At 30.9% G+C, this 17318-nt stretch carries 16 protein-coding genes; 2 read left to right on the forward strand and 14 right to left on the reverse strand.

Features of this window, described 5'->3' with window-relative positions:
* Window positions 1–29 precede the first annotated feature (29 nt).
* The 6 genes from H526_RS0112195 to H526_RS30875 form a co-directional block, all read right to left on the reverse strand.
* Entirely contained in the window at window positions 30–587 is a 558-nt protein-coding gene (locus H526_RS0112195; RefSeq protein ID WP_027393258.1) for a YbhB/YbcL family Raf kinase inhibitor-like protein, read from the reverse strand.
* Between the two features lie 88 nt (window positions 588–675).
* Window positions 676–1515 (reverse strand): helix-turn-helix domain-containing protein, encoded by an 840-nt coding sequence (locus H526_RS0112200; protein ID WP_027393259.1) that lies wholly within the window; start codon window positions 1513–1515, stop codon window positions 676–678.
* Between the two features lie 9 nt (window positions 1516–1524).
* Window positions 1525–2040, reverse strand: coding sequence for a hypothetical protein (locus H526_RS0112205; protein ID WP_035085449.1), 516 nt, complete (start codon window positions 2038–2040; stop codon window positions 1525–1527).
* Between the two features lie 48 nt (window positions 2041–2088).
* Window positions 2089–2487: a hypothetical protein gene (locus H526_RS30870; RefSeq protein ID WP_051336133.1), complete on the reverse strand. Its 399-nt coding sequence runs from the start codon at window positions 2485–2487 to the stop codon at window positions 2089–2091.
* 392 nt (window positions 2488–2879) lie between these two features.
* Entirely contained in the window at window positions 2880–4427 is a 1548-nt protein-coding gene (locus tag H526_RS29060; RefSeq protein WP_051336134.1) for a response regulator, read from the reverse strand.
* A 194-nt stretch (window positions 4428–4621) separates the two neighbouring features.
* Entirely contained in the window at window positions 4622–6892 is a 2271-nt protein-coding gene (locus tag H526_RS30875) for a tetratricopeptide repeat-containing hybrid sensor histidine kinase/response regulator (RefSeq protein ID WP_051336135.1), read from the reverse strand.
* Between the two features lie 321 nt (window positions 6893–7213).
* On the opposite strand from H526_RS30875, the gene pbpC reads away from it, so the two are divergent.
* The gene (gene pbpC, locus H526_RS0112225) at window positions 7214–9541 is read left to right on the forward strand and encodes a penicillin-binding protein 1C (protein WP_245591208.1); all 2328 of its coding nucleotides are present in this window, start codon (window positions 7214–7216) and stop codon (window positions 9539–9541) included.
* Between the two features lie 55 nt (window positions 9542–9596).
* Here the strand turns inward: pbpC and H526_RS0112230 are convergent, their stop codons facing one another.
* The 7 genes from H526_RS0112230 to H526_RS0112265 form a co-directional block, all read right to left on the reverse strand.
* Window positions 9597–10502, reverse strand: a complete 906-nt coding sequence (locus tag H526_RS0112230; protein WP_035085453.1) for a transporter family protein — start codon at window positions 10500–10502, stop codon at window positions 9597–9599.
* A 101-nt stretch (window positions 10503–10603) separates the two neighbouring features.
* Window positions 10604–11086, reverse strand: a complete 483-nt coding sequence (locus H526_RS0112235; RefSeq protein ID WP_027393263.1) for a CYTH domain-containing protein — start codon at window positions 11084–11086, stop codon at window positions 10604–10606.
* Window positions 11087–11184: 98 nt separating this feature from the next.
* Entirely contained in the window at window positions 11185–12018 is an 834-nt protein-coding gene (locus tag H526_RS0112245) for a DUF2911 domain-containing protein (RefSeq protein WP_027393264.1), read from the reverse strand.
* An 18-nt stretch (window positions 12019–12036) separates the two neighbouring features.
* Window positions 12037–13140, reverse strand: a complete 1104-nt coding sequence (locus H526_RS0112250; protein ID WP_027393265.1) for an AraC family transcriptional regulator — start codon at window positions 13138–13140, stop codon at window positions 12037–12039.
* Between the two features lie 30 nt (window positions 13141–13170).
* Window positions 13171–13866 carry a hypothetical protein gene (locus H526_RS0112255; RefSeq protein ID WP_027393266.1) on the reverse strand — a complete coding sequence of 232 codons (696 nt, stop codon included), beginning with the start codon at window positions 13864–13866 and terminating at the stop codon, window positions 13171–13173.
* A gap of 110 nt (window positions 13867–13976) precedes the next feature.
* On the reverse strand, window positions 13977–14645 hold the full coding sequence (locus tag H526_RS0112260) for an NAD(P)H-binding protein (protein WP_027393267.1): 669 nt from the start codon (window positions 14643–14645) through the stop codon (window positions 13977–13979).
* Window positions 14646–14784: 139 nt separating this feature from the next.
* A complete protein-coding gene (locus tag H526_RS0112265) occupies window positions 14785–15297 on the reverse strand; it encodes a hypothetical protein (protein WP_027393268.1) in 513 nt (170 codons plus the stop codon).
* Between the two features lie 213 nt (window positions 15298–15510).
* On the opposite strand from H526_RS0112265, the gene dinB reads away from it, so the two are divergent.
* Complete coding sequence (dinB, locus tag H526_RS0112270; RefSeq protein WP_027393269.1) at window positions 15511–16608, forward strand: DNA polymerase IV; 1098 nt, start codon at window positions 15511–15513, stop codon at window positions 16606–16608.
* A gap of 101 nt (window positions 16609–16709) precedes the next feature.
* Here the strand turns inward: dinB and H526_RS0112275 are convergent, their stop codons facing one another.
* Entirely contained in the window at window positions 16710–17240 is a 531-nt protein-coding gene (locus H526_RS0112275; RefSeq protein ID WP_027393270.1) for a DUF6252 domain-containing protein, read from the reverse strand.
* Window positions 17241–17318: the final 78 nt, after the last annotated feature.

The raw sequence follows: 17318 nt of genomic DNA on the forward strand, positions 1-17318 counted from the left end.
ATGACTTGCATATATAGTTATAAATAGTTTTATTTCTTGCTTCTTTGATAGTATGTCACGATGCTTGCTTTAGCAAGCGTATTATTCCATAAATAATACCCAACTACAGCGGGATTAGTATTTTCATTTAATCCAAGAGTATCTGTTTTTAATGCATAAACTGTAATAATATATTGATGTAAACCATGTCCTTCTGGAGGACAAGGACCTCCATAGCCATTTGTCCCATAATCTGTAATACTTTGGATAATTCCATCAGGTGCTAACTTTAATTTAGTGTTTCCTGCATCAGATACTAATTCATTAATATTTGCTGGTATATCAAATACAAGCCAATGCCACCACCCACTTCCTGTGGGAGCATCTGGATCATACATAGTTATAGCAAAACTTTTGGTTCCTTTGGGAGCGTTTTTCCATGATAATTGTGGTGATTGGTTTTTACCAGTGCAGCCAAAACCATTAAATTCTTCATTAATAGTGGCTTCACCACCCAAATTTTTGCTAGATAAAGTAAATGTGTTTTGACCAAAAATTGAACTTGAAAAAGTAATTATAATCGCTAAAATTAAATTCGATTTCTTCATAATATTTGTTTTTAATTTCGAGAACAAATTTATGATGTGAAGGGTAATATTCTATATTGAGTTTAGTTCAAAAAGTATTGGTAAAAGCTCAAGTTGATTGATATTGTTTTGGAGTTACACCGAATTTTGTCCTAAAAGCTTGAATAAAATTAGAAAGATTTTCATATCCGATCTCTTCAAATATATCTGACGGACGTTTCGATTTATTTTTTAATAGAAAAGCAGCATGTTCAAGTCTTTTATCCAGAAACCATTTACTAGGTGAACTATGGAACTGTTTTTCAAATTCTCTCTTAAAAGTGGATACGCTCATATTAGATAAGAAAGAAAGTTCTTTTAATGTTAATTTATTTAATGTATTGCTCTCAACAGTTTGTATGAATTTTTGCGTTTGATTATCATTGTTTTTAATTAAAGAATATAAAAAATCTACTCCATTTTGCTCAATAAGATATAGCATTATTTCTTCAAATTTCGTAAGTAAAATGTTATTTTGAATAGCACTAGAGAGCTTAGAAATATCCAAGAGACTGTTTACAAATCTCTGTATATAGTCATCATAGTTAATTGAATATGTAGAGTAAAACTTTTTGGCTTTTGGAGCTTGAAGTTTAAATTTTCGTATGAACTTTAATACTTCTTCTTCAGAAAAGAATAGTAAAATACTTTTATAAAATTTTGAATCATTAGAAAGTTTCTCAGTCATTAAACAATGTCCTGATTTCATTAATAAAAACTGAGAGTTATCAATTGCATAGGAAGAGTTATCAAAAAATACTTCTTTACTACCTTCCTGAAGAAAACTAAATGTATTTTTATTTAGTAAGACTTGTTGTTTATCTATTTCCTTATTGCTTTCATAAGCAAAAACAGTAATCGATATAGAAGGATTTAGGTTTAATTGATCCGGTAGCGTGACTGTCTTCATTAAGTTAAACTATTTATGATTGGTTTCAAATCCGTAAATAGTGGTTTGCATACCAGCAATTTTCCAGGACCCATTTATTTTTTCCATAAGTCTTGTTTCACGTTTTAGTCCACGTAAAGAGTCCTTTAATTCATATGTTACCCAAGCACCATTGCCGTAAAGACGTATGTCTATGTCTTTTAGTAGTTTTGGTATAGGTTCAGGTTCTGGATGTTCCTCAATAAAAGTTTTTACATATAAGCTTATTTTATTCCAACCCACAGACTCCGAAAAAGTACTGTCTGCAAAGTTGATATAAGTTTTTGTTATTTTTGGATCATGTACCCACGTTTTTTTCCAGCTTTCGTAATTTCTGTTAAATGCAGCTTTGGTTTCATTATTTAGCGTTTTTAGTATAGCTTTTTTTTCTTGTTCTATGTCAACTGTTTGTTTTGTGGTTTGATTAAAATTATCAGGTTTAGAGTCTTTGCAACTTAAAATTAATAGTAAAATAATGGGCGCGAATATTGAGAATACTTTGTTCATCATCTTTTGTTTGATTGATTTATTTCTTAGGTGCTTCGAAAGACGTTACTAGTCAGAACTTCTATTGGTCTTTCGTTTTATGTTTCTTCGCATAAATAGTAATAGTAGAATTATTGAGCTTAAAATTAAACTAAGTAATAAGATATCCCAATCTCCATTTTTTACTTTGTTTTCAAACTTATCAAGGTTAATTTGATTTCTAATCAGGGAATAGTTTCCTAGAGCTACGTTTGAATCAATGTCTACATTTAAATATTCTGTTCTACAGGAAAAAAAGTCATATTCAGTGTTTGCAGAATTATCCAATGCATTAGGCGAAACCAAATAATAACTGTTAATTTTAAAATTAGATAAGTATGGTCGACATAACATACCATTATCTCCTAATATTTTTATTTTCTTTCGTTGTTCGTTGCCTTTATATTTTTTTATTATTTCAACAGTCATTGAATATGGCATTTTACCATTATGACCTAAGATATCTTCGTCAAGGTATTTGTCAAAGGAAATTATTTTGACTAAAGCAACGAACTCCGAGTTTTTTATAGTTCTACTAAATGAATCGTTCCAGGCAAATGCACAACTACAAGCAAAGACATTCGATGAGTAAAAGAAGATAAATAATATTATTAAAACAGAGCGTATCAAGATTGTTTCATTAAAGAATGCCAATCAAGTTATAATAATATTATAACATCTATCACCTTATTTCATTGTCTATAACGATTTACAAAGATGTATTGTTTTATGGCTATTTCAATTATAGATTCTAAAAATAACTTAAAATTTCGCATTTAGCAAAATGATATAGTTCTAGGTAGAAAGTTTTGTGAAATGCATTAATTATTAATGTCAATACTATCAATCGTCAGATTTCGGAAAATAACGTCTTTTAGATCGTTTTTGTTTAAAGGTTTGTTTACTAAGTCATTCATTCCAGCTTTTATACATTCTTTTTCTACTTCACTAAGTTCAGAAGCGGTTAATGCAATAATTGGAGTAGAGGTATCAAACTCTCTAATTTTTAGTGTTGCTTGCATACCGTCTAATACTGGCATATTAATATCCATAAGAACAATGTCAAATGTTTCTTTTCGCAATATTTCTAAAGCTTCCTGACCATTTTCTGCAATGGTACTTTGACAATGAATGTTTTTTAGTAGATTTTTGGTTACTATCTGATTGATCTTGTTGTCTTCTGCAATTAGTATTTTTGTTGGAAATAAATTTGAGATGTCTATATTATCATCATTATTTGGTTCCGAAAAAGAATCCTCAGGGATACCAACAGTAATAGTAAAAAAGAAATTGGAGCCAATATTTTTTGCACTATGACAATGTATATCGCTATCCATTAGTTTTAATATTTTTTTGACAATATGTAGCCCTAGTCCAGTACCCTGTTTGTTATCGTAGACGCTCCCTAATTGGGTAAACTCTTCAAAAATATATGCAATTTGATCTTCTGGAATTCCTATACCTGTATCCTGTATTTCGAATCGTATGGTAGCGGTATTTGCTTTTTTATCTATAAGCTTTGTTCTAATCCAGATGGTCCCATTTTCCGTAAATTTAATGGCATTACTAATTAGGTTAATCAATACTTCAGAAATTCTGATCGTATCAATATTGATAATTTCCGGAAGAATATGGTCATACTCTAGCTTAAGTTGATTATTTTTTTGAGAAGCTTGATACTCTAAAGTTTTTATAATGCTTTTTACATGACAAAGTAGGTTTACTTTAGAATTTATTAGGTTTACTTTTTCGGAGTCTATTTTGCTAACATCTAAAACTTTGTTTACTAAGCTAAGTAAGTAATCGGCGGAAAAATTCAAAGAATTTAATAATTCTATATCTTTTTCTGGTCGTTCTTTGTTTTCTAATAACATAGAAGATATTCCCGCAACACCATATAAAGGAGTTCTTAGCTCATGACTAATAGTAGAAATAAATTGGGATTTTATTTTACTTAATGTTTCTGCTTGATTTTTTGCTTCAGATAATTCTATATTTTTTAGTTTTAGAATATCACTTGTTTTCTTTTTCGCATGATATTCTCTAAAGTAAAAGAATAGTACACCAAACACTAGTATAAGCCCTATAATTGTTATGTATATGATCGTTTTGTTATTTTTATCAATACTAACCAATAAATCCTTTTCTCGTTGACTAACTTTTAGTTGACGTTTGTATTTTTCTACTTCGTGAATATTGGATTGAATGCTATGTAGAAACTCTTTTTCTTTTTGTTTTTTAAATTCTGAGCTATCGGATAATTTGTTTAAAAGGGTTAAATCATTAGTGTTTTTAAATTCTTGTCTGGATTGTGCGAATAATATGCAGGGGAGTGCAATTATTGCAAACAATAATGTAATTTTTTTCAAGGGGAGTTGAGTTTTTGAATTGAGTAATTTGTGCGGGTATTTTTTTTATCTTATACAAAGGGGTTTATAATAAAACAATTAACTATGTCAAACCCCTAATTTTTTTACTGTAAAAATATAATTAAAGAGCTTTTGCAAATTTATCGCTAATATTTTATAAGAATATAATTTTTTGGGGAAATTTTAGTTAAAAATTATTTATGATGTTTTGCAATACAGTTTCTTAGGTCTTCTTTGTTTAATGGTTTATTGATAAGATCATTCATTCCTGCTTTTTTACACTCATCAGAGACTTCACTAAGCTCCGAAGCAGTCAATGCAATTATTGGAGTAGTAGTATCAAATTGCCTAATTTCTATTGTAGCTTGAACTCCGTCCATAATGGGCATATTAATATCCATTAGGATTAAATCAAAAGATTCCTTTTTTAGAATTTGTACGGCGTCTATTCCATTTTCTGCCATTATACAACTACATCCAATATTCTTAAGTAGATTTTTAGTTACTAATTGATTGATTTTATTGTCCTCTGCAACAAGAATCTTTGCAGAAATATTAGTTGTACTTTCCTTATTTTCGGACTGATTGTTTAGATCATTTAAGCTTTCGGCAATGTCTAATTCTAAATCAAAATAAAATAGAGATCCTATGTTTTTTTTGCTTTCGAAATAGATTTGACTACCCATTACTTGAACCAAATTCTTAACAATGGAAAGCCCTAAACCAGTTCCTTGTTTATTATCATAAACACTTCCTACTTGAGAAAATTCTTCGAAAATATAATCTTTTTGATCTTCAGGTATACCAGTTCCAGTATCTTCTACCTCTAATCTTATGGTAACGGTCTTATCATCAGTTGATAGTAGCTTAACCCTAAGCCAAATCTTTCCTTGGTGGGTAAATTTAATAGCATTTCCGATTAAGTTGATTAAAACTTCAGATATTCTTAAGGCATCTATGTAAAGTAATTTTGGGATGCTGTGATTATGATCCAAAATCAAGATATTATTTTTTTTATGAGACTGATATTCAAAAGATTGTAATATATTTTGGGACAATGAAAATAAATCTGTTGGTGTTTTGATAAGTTCCTTTTCTTCCGAATCAATTTTACTAACCTTTAAAACTTTATTCACTAAGTCAAGTAAATAGTCAGCTGAGAATTTAAGTGAATTAAGTAGCTTTTTATCTTTCTCTGATTTAGCGTCATTTTCAAGTAAAATAGAGGAAATACCTACCACTCCGTATAGAGGAGTTCGCAGTTCATGGCTAATAGTAGAAATAAATTGGGATTTAATTTTACTTAATTGTTCAGCTTGAGATTTAGCTTCGGATAGTTCAATATTCTTAAACTCTAATATTTCGGAGATTTTTTTCTTAGATCGATATCCTCTGTAATAGAAGAAAACTATGCCTGCTAATAATAAAAGTGCCGTAGTGGAAATAAAAATAATCTTTTTGTTGTTTTTATCTATATCTAATAATAGGTCTTTCTCTCTTTTTGCTATTGCTAGCTGTTGTTCATATTGATCTACTTTAAACCTCATTTTGGTAGTCTCATCGGTTTTAGATCTTGCATTTTCAAAAACTTTCTGATCATTTTCATTCAATAACTTGAGATCATTAATCGCTTTTGTATGATCACCTATCTTTTCATACATCTCTGATCTATATCGATAGAAGTAACTTTTTCCTTTTGGCCAATACGTTTCATCCTTTAAGTATTCGAAGGATTTATCGAAGTTTTCCTCAGCTCTTATAATGTCGTTATTATGAGCATAATTTCTCGCTCTTAAGAGGTAAAGCGAACTTCGATCTGTTTGTACACTATCCGGAATTGAACTGTCAATACTATCGGCTTCTCTTAAATATATTGCAGCTTCATCAAACCTGTCTAGATCCATATATGTCCATATTAAATTATGTAATGGTATCTGATATTGCTGGATATGAGGATTTCCTTTTCCTAGTTTGACAGCTCTTTTATAATATTTTAAAGCATTCTCATAGTCCTTGTTACCATCATAATATACATTTGCTAAACTGTTCAGTACATATGGTAAAAGAACTTTATTTTTTGTTTTTTCCGTATATTCTAATGACTTTAGAAAGTTTTTCGTAGCATTTTCATAGTCAATGATTTCATATTGTACGGTTCCCATCAATAAATATCCGTGTGATAAATAGTGGTTATGTCCTAGGTCCTGAGCATAATTAACCACTTTAAAAGCGTATTCTAATGAGGCGTACATATCATTAGCGACTCTTAATTTCTCCGAAGTTCGTAATAAAACATCTAAAGTATCAATTTTTTCAAATAGAGGCTTTTCTTGGGAGAAAGAGGCAAGTGAAAAAATAAAGACAAAATATATATATATTGGATTTCTTTTCAACGTAAAATAACTTTTATTAAAAATGATTATACTCGATGCAATAACATATTTAGTTGCATTATATAATTTCATTTTTACATTCTAAGCCCCAATATTTTTAATCATTTAGCCAATGTATTCATAGCTAATTGTTTTTAAGAGTGATATAATTTAATAAAATTATGGGGTTTATTTGTTAAGATCTAAGAGAAAATTCAGTGTCGAAGACTCTTAATTTTTGATAAAACGGGGAGATTTACGCTTTTTTTTTAGAAAATATATTTGTTGTAATTATTGATTAAGTCGTTATTGCAATTTATTTAAGTATCGTTTTTTCGGATATCTAAAGACATTTACATAAATTTCAGCGTTGTACTAATTGTAAGAAAATTGTTTAGCCGATTCAGAAATTATGTGAATAAGCATCCTAAGAAATTTTTTCTTATTGGAGTTTTTCTTATTTGGTATTATTTTTCCTTACCAAAACCATTATTTGATGATCCTACGGCAACCGTTTTAGAAACCAGATCTGGTGAGTTATTAGGTGCTAAAATTGCAAAGGATGGACAATGGAGATTTCCCGAAACTGATAGTGTGTCTAAAAAGTTTGAACATTGTATTCTTGCATTTGAAGATCAACAATTTTATAAGCATTTCGGTTTTAATCCAGTTTCGATGATTGAAGCTATTAGTGAAAATATAAAAGCGGGCAAAATAGTTCGAGGAGGAAGTACTATTACCCAACAGGTCATAAGACTTTCTCGAAAAGGGAAAAAGAGAACCTATTTCGAGAAATTGAAAGAGCTGATTTTGGCTACAAGATTGGAGTTTGGAGCTTCTAAAAAAGAGATTTTAAGATTATATGCTTCCAATGCTCCTTTTGGAGGTAATGTAGTAGGGATCGATATGGCTTCTTGGAGATATTTCGGATTACCAGCTCATCAATTATCTTGGTCAGAAAGCGCAACTTTAGCAGTTTTGCCTAATGCTCCATCATTAATTTACCCTGGAAAAAACCAGGTACAATTGTTACGCAAAAGAAATAGATTGCTGAAAACCTTATTAGAGAAAGAAGTTATTGATTCTCTAACCTATGAGTTATCCATAAGCGAATCTTTACCTCAAAAACCATATAGTCTTCCGCAAGAAACACCACATTTATTAGATCGTGTTGCTCATACGAATAGAGGGCAAAGGGTACGGACGACTATTGATAGATCTTTGCAACAAAGAGTAAATCAATTAGTAGGACAGCATTATACATTGTTACGTCAAAATGAAGTACATAATATGGCGGTATTGGTATTGGATGTTGATACTAGAGAAGTGATGAGTTATGTAGGTAATTCACCAACAGATAAGGTGCATCAAAAAGATGTAGATGTTATTAGAGCCGCAAGAAGTACAGGAAGTACACTCAAGCCCTTATTATATGCTGCTATGATGGATAAAGGGGAATTATTACCTGAGCAACTGGTATCTGATGTGCCTACTGTAATTGCTGGATATACTCCTATGAATTATGATGAAACTTTTAGTGGAGCAGTGTCGGCTAGTACTGCGTTAGCTAGGTCTTTAAACATACCTGCGGTGCGACTATTACAAAAATATGGATTACAGCGTTTTCGAGATGAATTAAGTGTGTTTAAGATTAAAGATCTTAAGTATAGTGCTGATCATTATGGTCTATCACTAATTGTTGGTGGGGCAGAAGGTAATCTTTGGGATTTATGTAAAACGTACGCGGGATATTCGGGTACGCTCAATCATTATGAAAACTCTTCTAGTGAATATTTTACAAATGAATTTACAGAACCAATTATTTTAGCAAATGAAAAAGTTGATTTCGGAAAAAAAGTGAAACAAAAACCAGTTGTAGGAGCAGGAAGTATTTGGTTAACTTTTGAATCTATGAAAAAAGTTAACCGTCCTCAAGGGGATGAGGCTTGGGAATTTTATGATTCATCGCGAGAAATTGCCTGGAAGACAGGAACGAGTTTTGGAAATAGAGACGCTTGGGCTATCGGAGCAAGTAAGGATTATGTCGTAGGAGTATGGATTGGTAATGCAGATGGAGAAGGAAGACCAGATCTTACCGGATTAAATTCTGCAGCACCTTTGTTATTTGATGTGGTGAATTTATTACCTAATTCTAATTGGTTTCCCATACCTTATGATGATTTAGTAATGGCCAAAGTTTGTGCTAAAAGCGGTTTTTTAGCGTCAAAAGAATGTCCTGTTAAAGATGTCTATGTCCCATTGGCAGGAACCAAAACCAAACCTTGCCCTTATCATCAATTAGTTCACTTAGATCCTGTAGAGGAATACAGAGTTAATTCTTCCTGTGAATCTGTTGATAGAATGATACATCAACCTTGGTTTGTATTACCACCTTTGCAAGCGTATTATTATAAAAATAAGCATGCAGATTATAGATCTCTACCTCCTTTTAGATCTGATTGTAGTACTGATTTATTGGCAAGTATGGCTTTTATCTTTCCGAAAGGTAATAGTAGTGTTTATCTACCTAAAGGGTTTGATGGTAAAATAAACGAAGTAGTTTTAAAAATTGCTCACACGAAACCAGAGACAAGAGTGTTTTGGTATATCGATAATCATTTTGTGGGGGTTACCAAGCAATTTCATGAAATGCCAGTACAGCCAAGTCCAGGAAAACATGTTATAACTGTATTAGACGAGAATGGGAACGAATTAAAGAAGAAAATAGAGATCAAAGAATAAGTTTATATCCTAATTTTTGAACTAGATATAAACTTATTCTTTGATAAATAATTGATTACAATGGTTTGTAAACTAAACCAAAAGAAAAAGAAGTTTCTTTGTTAAAATTACGACCATCTAGGTTGTGATTATAAGCTGTAGAGACACCTATTTCATTTTTATATAGAGGGATGTATAGATTTAGATTTAAATTGGTGTAATCAACCTCCGTTTGAGGGAGCGCTCGAGGACCGCCAGCTTCAACAAATTCTGGCGTTCCGATATCTAATCCATCCATAGAATCCTGTACGGCTAATTGTACGTGGGTATAAAAATGACTGTTAAAATATCCAATCTTAATGCCATATACTTGAGCATTGGGTACATCAAAATCACTATTATCTTTTAAACTATATCCATACTGAAGTTCTGTAAAAAAATTAACATTCGTAGTTAGTTGTGCTAAAACATTTGCATGAATACTATTTGCATTATTCCCTAAAGACAGAACACCTTCTGCTTCATAATTGCCGACAGGAATACTAGCTCCAACCGCAGCACCTAATCCTAATCTTCCTAAGGATTTCACATTCTTTTCTAGTATTCTTCCTTTTATAAATATACTTAGATCCTGAATCCCTTCAACACTAGAAGTTCCTTGAACAGGATCTGGTTCTCCATTTTCACTTTCTATAAAAATATATGGCATATTAAGAGAAGCGGATAACCAATTTGTGATTCCATATTCTCCATATAAATTCACAATATATGAAGATATTGCACCCAACCCTGCTGGATTTCCGTCAGTAAGTTCATTGCCTCGGTAGAATCGATCATATTGTTTGTAGGAATAACTAGGAGCTATGGTGAGCTCATTTTTTTGTGGATAGAATCCACTAACTTCTGTTTGTGCAACTATCGGAGTAGATAGACATAATACGAGTAATGTCTCTAAAAGAGACTTTTTAGATTTGTGTAACATAAATATTTTATTAATGGTTAATAATTCTCCTTAGACGGGGATAATTCTCCTTTAATTACATTTAAAAATGTTACAAATTTGTTAATTGAAAAATAGTCAGTTTACGATCTTTTTTTTTGCCAATTTCTGAATGGATGCTTACTTAATTGCGAATTATAGAATTTAGAATCTCCGGTAACTTCCTTTCCTAACCAATCTGGTTTTTGAAATTTTTCATGTTCATCAGATAATTCTATTTCTGCTACAATCAAACCCTCATTTTCGCCATAAAATTCATCTATTTCATACGTATGATCTCCTACTGTAACTTCATATCGGGTTTTTTGGATGATACCTTTTTCACACAATTTTAATAACGCTTGCGCTTCTTTGATATCAATTTCCTTTTCCCACTCAAAGCGAGAAGTACCCGAATCATTACTTCTTCCTTTGATAGTTAAAAAACCTTTTTCTCCTTTGATTCGAACTCTTACGGCTCTTTCGGGATTAGAATTTAGATACCCTTGAGATATTTTGGTTTTTTTTTGAGCTATATCTTTAAAAGAAGTAGATTTTAGTAAGAATTTGCGTTCAATTTCAATCATTAATGTTGTATAATAGTATCTTCTCTCTAAAAGAGTAGATTTGAAAATTATAAAAATTTATTATTTTCAAATCTACACCTAGAAATTTAAAAAAGTCCTTATTTAGACCATTTTTTGATATTTCTTTCATTTAATCTAATCAGATCTTTATTTCCTGCTTTTTTTGATAATTCCAGAGATTTTTGAGCTACCGCGATAGCTTCTGGTTTTCTATCCATATCAGCCAAGATTAATGATTCACGATATACTTGAAAGAATAAAGGATTTTCTGCTTTAGTAACTTTTTGGATATAACTTAGTGCAGTATTTAGATCTTTTTGTGTCTCGTGCAGATATAATGCCGCTTGGAAATAATCAAAATTTGATGGACCAGAAAGTGCCTTCTCTATATTAGACATTGTTTTTTTGTGTGTGTTAAATTTTAATGGTAATGTTATTTTTGTGGTACCCCAAGAAAACACTAATTCAGCACTATCAAGAGTGATGGTATCTATATATATTAAAAATGATTCTGAGACCTCCTTTTTTTCAATGGTTTTGGTTGTAAAACTTACTATAGGTTTTTGATTTACATAAGTAGTCCAATTTCCTGATTTATAAGTGTATAAATATATTTGCCAATTAGATTCGTTGGGTTTAGTAAGAATAGTATAGGACCCTTTTTTTAGTGCTATTCCAGAAATTGTTAGATCATCACTAAACGAAATTTTAGTAGCAGCGTTTGCACCTGTACGCCATAACTCACCAAAGGGAATAATACCATTTTCTCCAAAAATGATTCGATTTCTTTTACTAGGTCGAGAATATTCGATCTCAATTTCTGTTAATCCAACGGTTTGTGTAGTTTTAGAAGATGGACTTAGTGCAGGAACTTTAAGTTGCGCGTTCACAGTCGCGACAGTAATTATACTGAATAAAAATATTTTGAACATGATGTTGTTTTAATAAGATTATAGATTTGAGAAGTACTCTTTTGGTGTAGTACCCATTAAACCTTTAAATGATTTGTTAAATGTAGTTTTAGAATTAAAACCTGCTTCTTGCGCAAGACCGTAAAAGGTCATGTTTTTAGCTTGATCAGTTTTTGCTAATGCAATAAATTCTTTGATTCGATAATAGTTTACATATTCGAAAAAATTCATCCCGATACGTTCATTTAATAAACGAGCTATCTCTGGATTGCTTACTCCAAGCATTTCAGCCAGTTCTGATTTTAGTAATTTTCTATTTAAGTAAGGCTTTCTATCTATCATTAAATGTTCCAATTTAGATTTTAAATTATCCAATTCTAAATTAGATAGTTTAGATTGCGCGTATTTTTTAGGCGTTAGTAGCGAAGGAACTTTAAATAAATCAGGTTCTTTCATACCATAAAAAGTTATAAATAATATTATTAGCGCAATGCTTATCCAGATAACTTGCCAACTTGTTCTATTGAATAACTCCAAGTCTAGAAGCCAATTAATAAACATGATGGACCAACAAATCAAACAAATCCCTATCGCAATCAGAAAATTAAAGAAGAACTGAGATTTGATATGATAACTTAGCTCATTTTGAATGTCTTTTTTAAATTTTAGAAAAATTCTGAGACTCATAATCCAATATGTAATATTGAATAGTAAACCTATCGCAATAAAGACTAAAGTGATTTTAAATTGCTCTCCTGTTGTATTTCTAGTTTGTAATATCTTATCTGATGGTATTATAAATGCGATAGTAACACCAATGTTATATGCCACAGCAGGTAAATAATGAAGTAATTCTTTATACGAAAAAGGTTGGTTTAATAAACTAGATCGTGTAAAGAGATAAATAGTAGCTCCAAATAATAGCGTTGAAAATTCTGAAAAAATAACCCATCGATAATTATCACCGAAAAAACCTGATATATACAAAACGCGTCCTGTTAGTCCAATGGAAAGTACAAACACCAGAAATGCTATGTACTTATTGATGTTTTTTCTTTTGTCTTTAGAAAAAATATAAATAAACAGCAAAAACAAGCTTTGAAAATATCCAAAATAGACAAGTTGATTTAGGAATGTCTGCATATAAACAAGATCTTTTTCGGGTTTAATATACTAGTTTAAAACAAACTGATTTACGTGCAAGATACCTTTATGATTCATTTTAAGATTTTCTTTATAAAAAGAATCAAATGCAGCCTTGCTTTCCCATTGAGTAATAACAAGTAAATCAGGATTATGATAATAGCCTACAACTGATTTTCCGTTTGTGAGTTCTATAATTTTCTTACCGCCATTAGCTGATGATTTTTGTAACCATTGCTCCTTGAATTTCTTGAAAGATGTGGTCTCTTTTTTCCAGTATGAAGTGGCAACATTGTATTTGGTTTTATCTATTTTGAAAGAAATGTCTTGAGGCATTTCATAGTATGTTAAATTAAATAGTGACCAAATATTTCTTCTTTGTACATGAAAATCAGGAACAATACCTTCAATTTGAGCTATGAATTCTTCACGATTTTTTAAATCTTTCCATTTACCAAATATAAAATTAGAAGGCTGTATGTTGCCTTGAGTTGTTTCTGAAATACCGAAACCGGGTAATGGTTTGTAGGTTTTTTCGATGCCAACAGGAAAGATTGTTTTTTTGTATTTCTCAAAGTCTTTTTTGGTTCCAGGTTTAGTAGTTAATAATAGAATATCTAGAATTTCACCTTTTTTAAAGTCATAAGATTTAATGTCAGATTGGGCAAAAAGATTTAGTGTAAATAAACAGCTTGCAAATAAGATTAAGCTTTTGAATAACTTCATAATTAGTCATTTTTTAATTGTTTGTACTTTTTTGAACAAATTTAGAAGCTTAAACAAATACTCAGTAATAATAGGGGCTTAGAAACATACGCATACGGTATGTGAACTAATTATAGCTGTTTTTTAGTGTGAATTGTTTGTATTTCATCCGAAACTATTCTTTTCTTTTCAGAAGAGTTATTTGCTAACCATATCATTGCCGACGCTATTGTTGTAGGATGAATAGAACGGTATTTTTTTAAAGGTCCAAAGAGTAGAGGATTTAGAATCTTCATGAATTGTTTGAAAAAATATTCTCCTGCTCTTTTTTCGTTTCTTTTTCCGCTAATAAGTGAAGGTTGTAAAATATGTGTTTTAGGTATTTCAAATGCTAATATTGTCTCTTCCATTTCACCTTTGGTACGGTTATAAAAGATTTTACTATCACTATCAGCACCTAATGCAGAAATTACAATAAAAGTCTCAATTTTATTTTGAACACAAAGCTGTGCTGCGGTAACAGGGATTCCGAAATCAATTGAACGATAAAGACCTTTATCTGGAGTTTTTGAATTTGTGGTTCCTATACAACAAAATACTTCGTCCGCTTTAAAATTGTCTGCGATTGATTTTAGTTGCAGTACGTTAATCAAATGTTCTTCAATTTTGGAATGCGAAATGCCTATTGCTTTTCGCGAAAACAATTTGATTTTAGTATAACGACTATCATCAAGTAATGATGCTAAAAGAATCCTTCCTGTTAATCCTGTTGCGCCAAGTATGATCGCTGTTTTGGACATGTTGATTTTGTTTTTTAGGAAATAGGAACCTTTTACAGTTATCGTTTAATATCCCCTAAGGAATAAATATTTCATAAGTAAACTTGGTAGTAACATTGTACTCACTTATCCGCTGTATCGGTATTTATTTGACAGAAAATTATTTTTGTTCGACCATAACTACACTTTCTGGTCTACAATCTTCGTTATCTCCATCAGCAGTTGAAGTTAACTCTACGACCGCTTTGTCTTTGTTAGTAGAATCTAACTGTAGCAAGATACTATAATCAGATTTACTGTCTTTGTATTTAGTAACTTCAAAAGAAACTCCCTTATAGCTGCTCATAAAAGGTTCTTTTTTTGGTTTAATACTATTGGCTCTTCCTTTGATGGTTTTTTTACAAGAATTATTGTTCCAAGTAAGTGTATATTCCACGATGTTGTCAGAAATCCAGGAGATTAACAAATTTTGAGAGTAACTACCATTAGCATCTTTTTGTTGAGCAACATATGTTTTGGTAGCAATAATGGTATTGACGATTTTAGTTTCAGTATCTAAATCTTTAGCTACCTGCGTAGTATTAGTTTTATTCTCTTTTAATTCATTAGAAGATTTACTTTCCGATTTACAACAGATAAATGCAAAGAGTAGAAGTAGGGTGTAATTTTTCATTTTTTAAATATAATTTAGTTCAAATTGATTGGGATCAATAAAGCAAGATATTATTTTTATCTCATAAAATCTATACAAATATAGTAATATCATTTTTTAGAAGTATTTAAGAGTCAAATATTTACTCGTTAAACCGTGTAATTTTAGTTGATAGCCAGTATGTTGTGGTTTATTTTAAATGATTTATAACTACTATTTTTGTAGTGTACAAGAATGAAAAACGATAGAAAAATAATACATGTTGATATGGATGCATTTTATGCATCTGTTGAGCAAATGGACAATCCAGAACTTAAAGGAAAACCTTTAGCGGTTGGTGGTGGTGGAAAACGAGGTGTGGTAAGTGCAGCGAGTTATGAGGCAAGAAAATTTGGTGTGCGTTCTGCAATGCCTGGATTTACGGCTAGAAAACTATGTCCTGATCTATTGTTTGTTAGACCTAGGTTTGATAGATATCAAGAAATTTCTAAGCAGATCCGTAAGATATTTTTTGATTATACAGATTTAGTAGAACCACTTTCTTTAGATGAAGCATATTTAGATGTTACCGAAAACAAAAAAGGGAATCCAAGTGCATCTTTGATTGCCCAAGAAATAAGACATCGCATTTTAGAAGAAGTTGGATTGACGGCATCTGCGGGAATATCTATTAATAAGTTTATTGCAAAAGTTGCTAGTGACTATAACAAACCAAATGGACAGAAAACTGTAAATCCTGAAGAGGTATTGGTTTTTTTGGAAGATTTGGATGTCAAAAAATTTTATGGAGTAGGAAAGGTTACACAAGCTAAAATGTATCAGATGGGTATTTATACAGGTAAGGATTTAAAAACAAAATCTGAAGAATTCCTTACTGAGCATTTTGGTAAATCTGGAGGGCACTATTATAATATAGTCAGAGGAATTCATCTAAGTGAAGTAAAACCGAATAGAGAAAGAAAATCACTAGCTGCCGAAAGAACTTTTAATGAGAATATATCCTCTGAGATATATATGTTAGAACGCTTAGAAAATATTGCCGAAGAATTACAAAAACGATTAAAAAGGAGTAAAGTTGCTGGAAGAACGGTTACTCTAAAGATTAAATATAGTGATTTTACGTTACAGACACGGAGTAAGACATTACCATATTTTGTTAATGACGCTGATATTTTATTAGAGACATCGAAAGAACTATTGTACCAGTCAGAAATGAAAAATTCTGTACGTCTTTTAGGAATTTCTTTGTCTAATTTGAATACCGGAAATAAAGATCAAAAAAAGAAAGAAAAAGAAGAAATTGAGATTATACAGCTCAGGTTTGATTTTTAGCAAAGTCCTTTTTTTAGTATTACTATAGGAACCAGTTATAAAATTGAGTAAAAGTCAGCTAAGTAACTGACCTTTACTTTTTCAATTTTTAATGATGATTCTTACTCATATATGTATTTAAATGTTCCATCGGTTATATTGAAATCAATGGGTGATGAAGGGTCAAAGGTTCCATCCACTGTTGTAAATGAAAAGGTTCCGGTTACAGTCTTTGTTGAGGTATTTACTTCCGTGATCTCAATTGTGCCATTTTTCGTAGATTCATCTATTTCGTTTGTAAGGTCTAAAAAGTCGATAAAGTGAGAAGGTGTGGTGTCGAAGGTTTCAGGACCTGTTTCATAAGAACCAACTATAATATCACTCTTTTTTAACCAAATTTTAATTTCTTTACCTCCTATAACACCTCCCTCTCGACCAATTAATAAAACAAAGTCTTCTTTTGGGAAGTAATTGAAAATAGTTGTGCTAGACGGTTCATTATTTCCAAAAGGATTATTGGCTTGGAAATCTTCTCCATTTATTTTAGCCGTCATTGCATAATTACTATTTTCAGGTGACGAGTCATCTGATGATGAACATGATAAAAAAGTTAAGACTGTGATCGTAATAAAAAGGATAAATTTAATTTTCATAAAGCTCTGTTTTTAGTAAATGATTAGCATAAATGCATCTCAGAATAATTTTAGATTTTATATAAGTAACACTTTATG

Origin of the sequence: Aquimarina latercula DSM 2041 (assembly GCF_000430645.1) — a bacterium.
In the GTDB taxonomy this organism is placed as follows: Bacteria; Bacteroidota; Bacteroidia; order Flavobacteriales; family Flavobacteriaceae; genus Aquimarina; species Aquimarina latercula.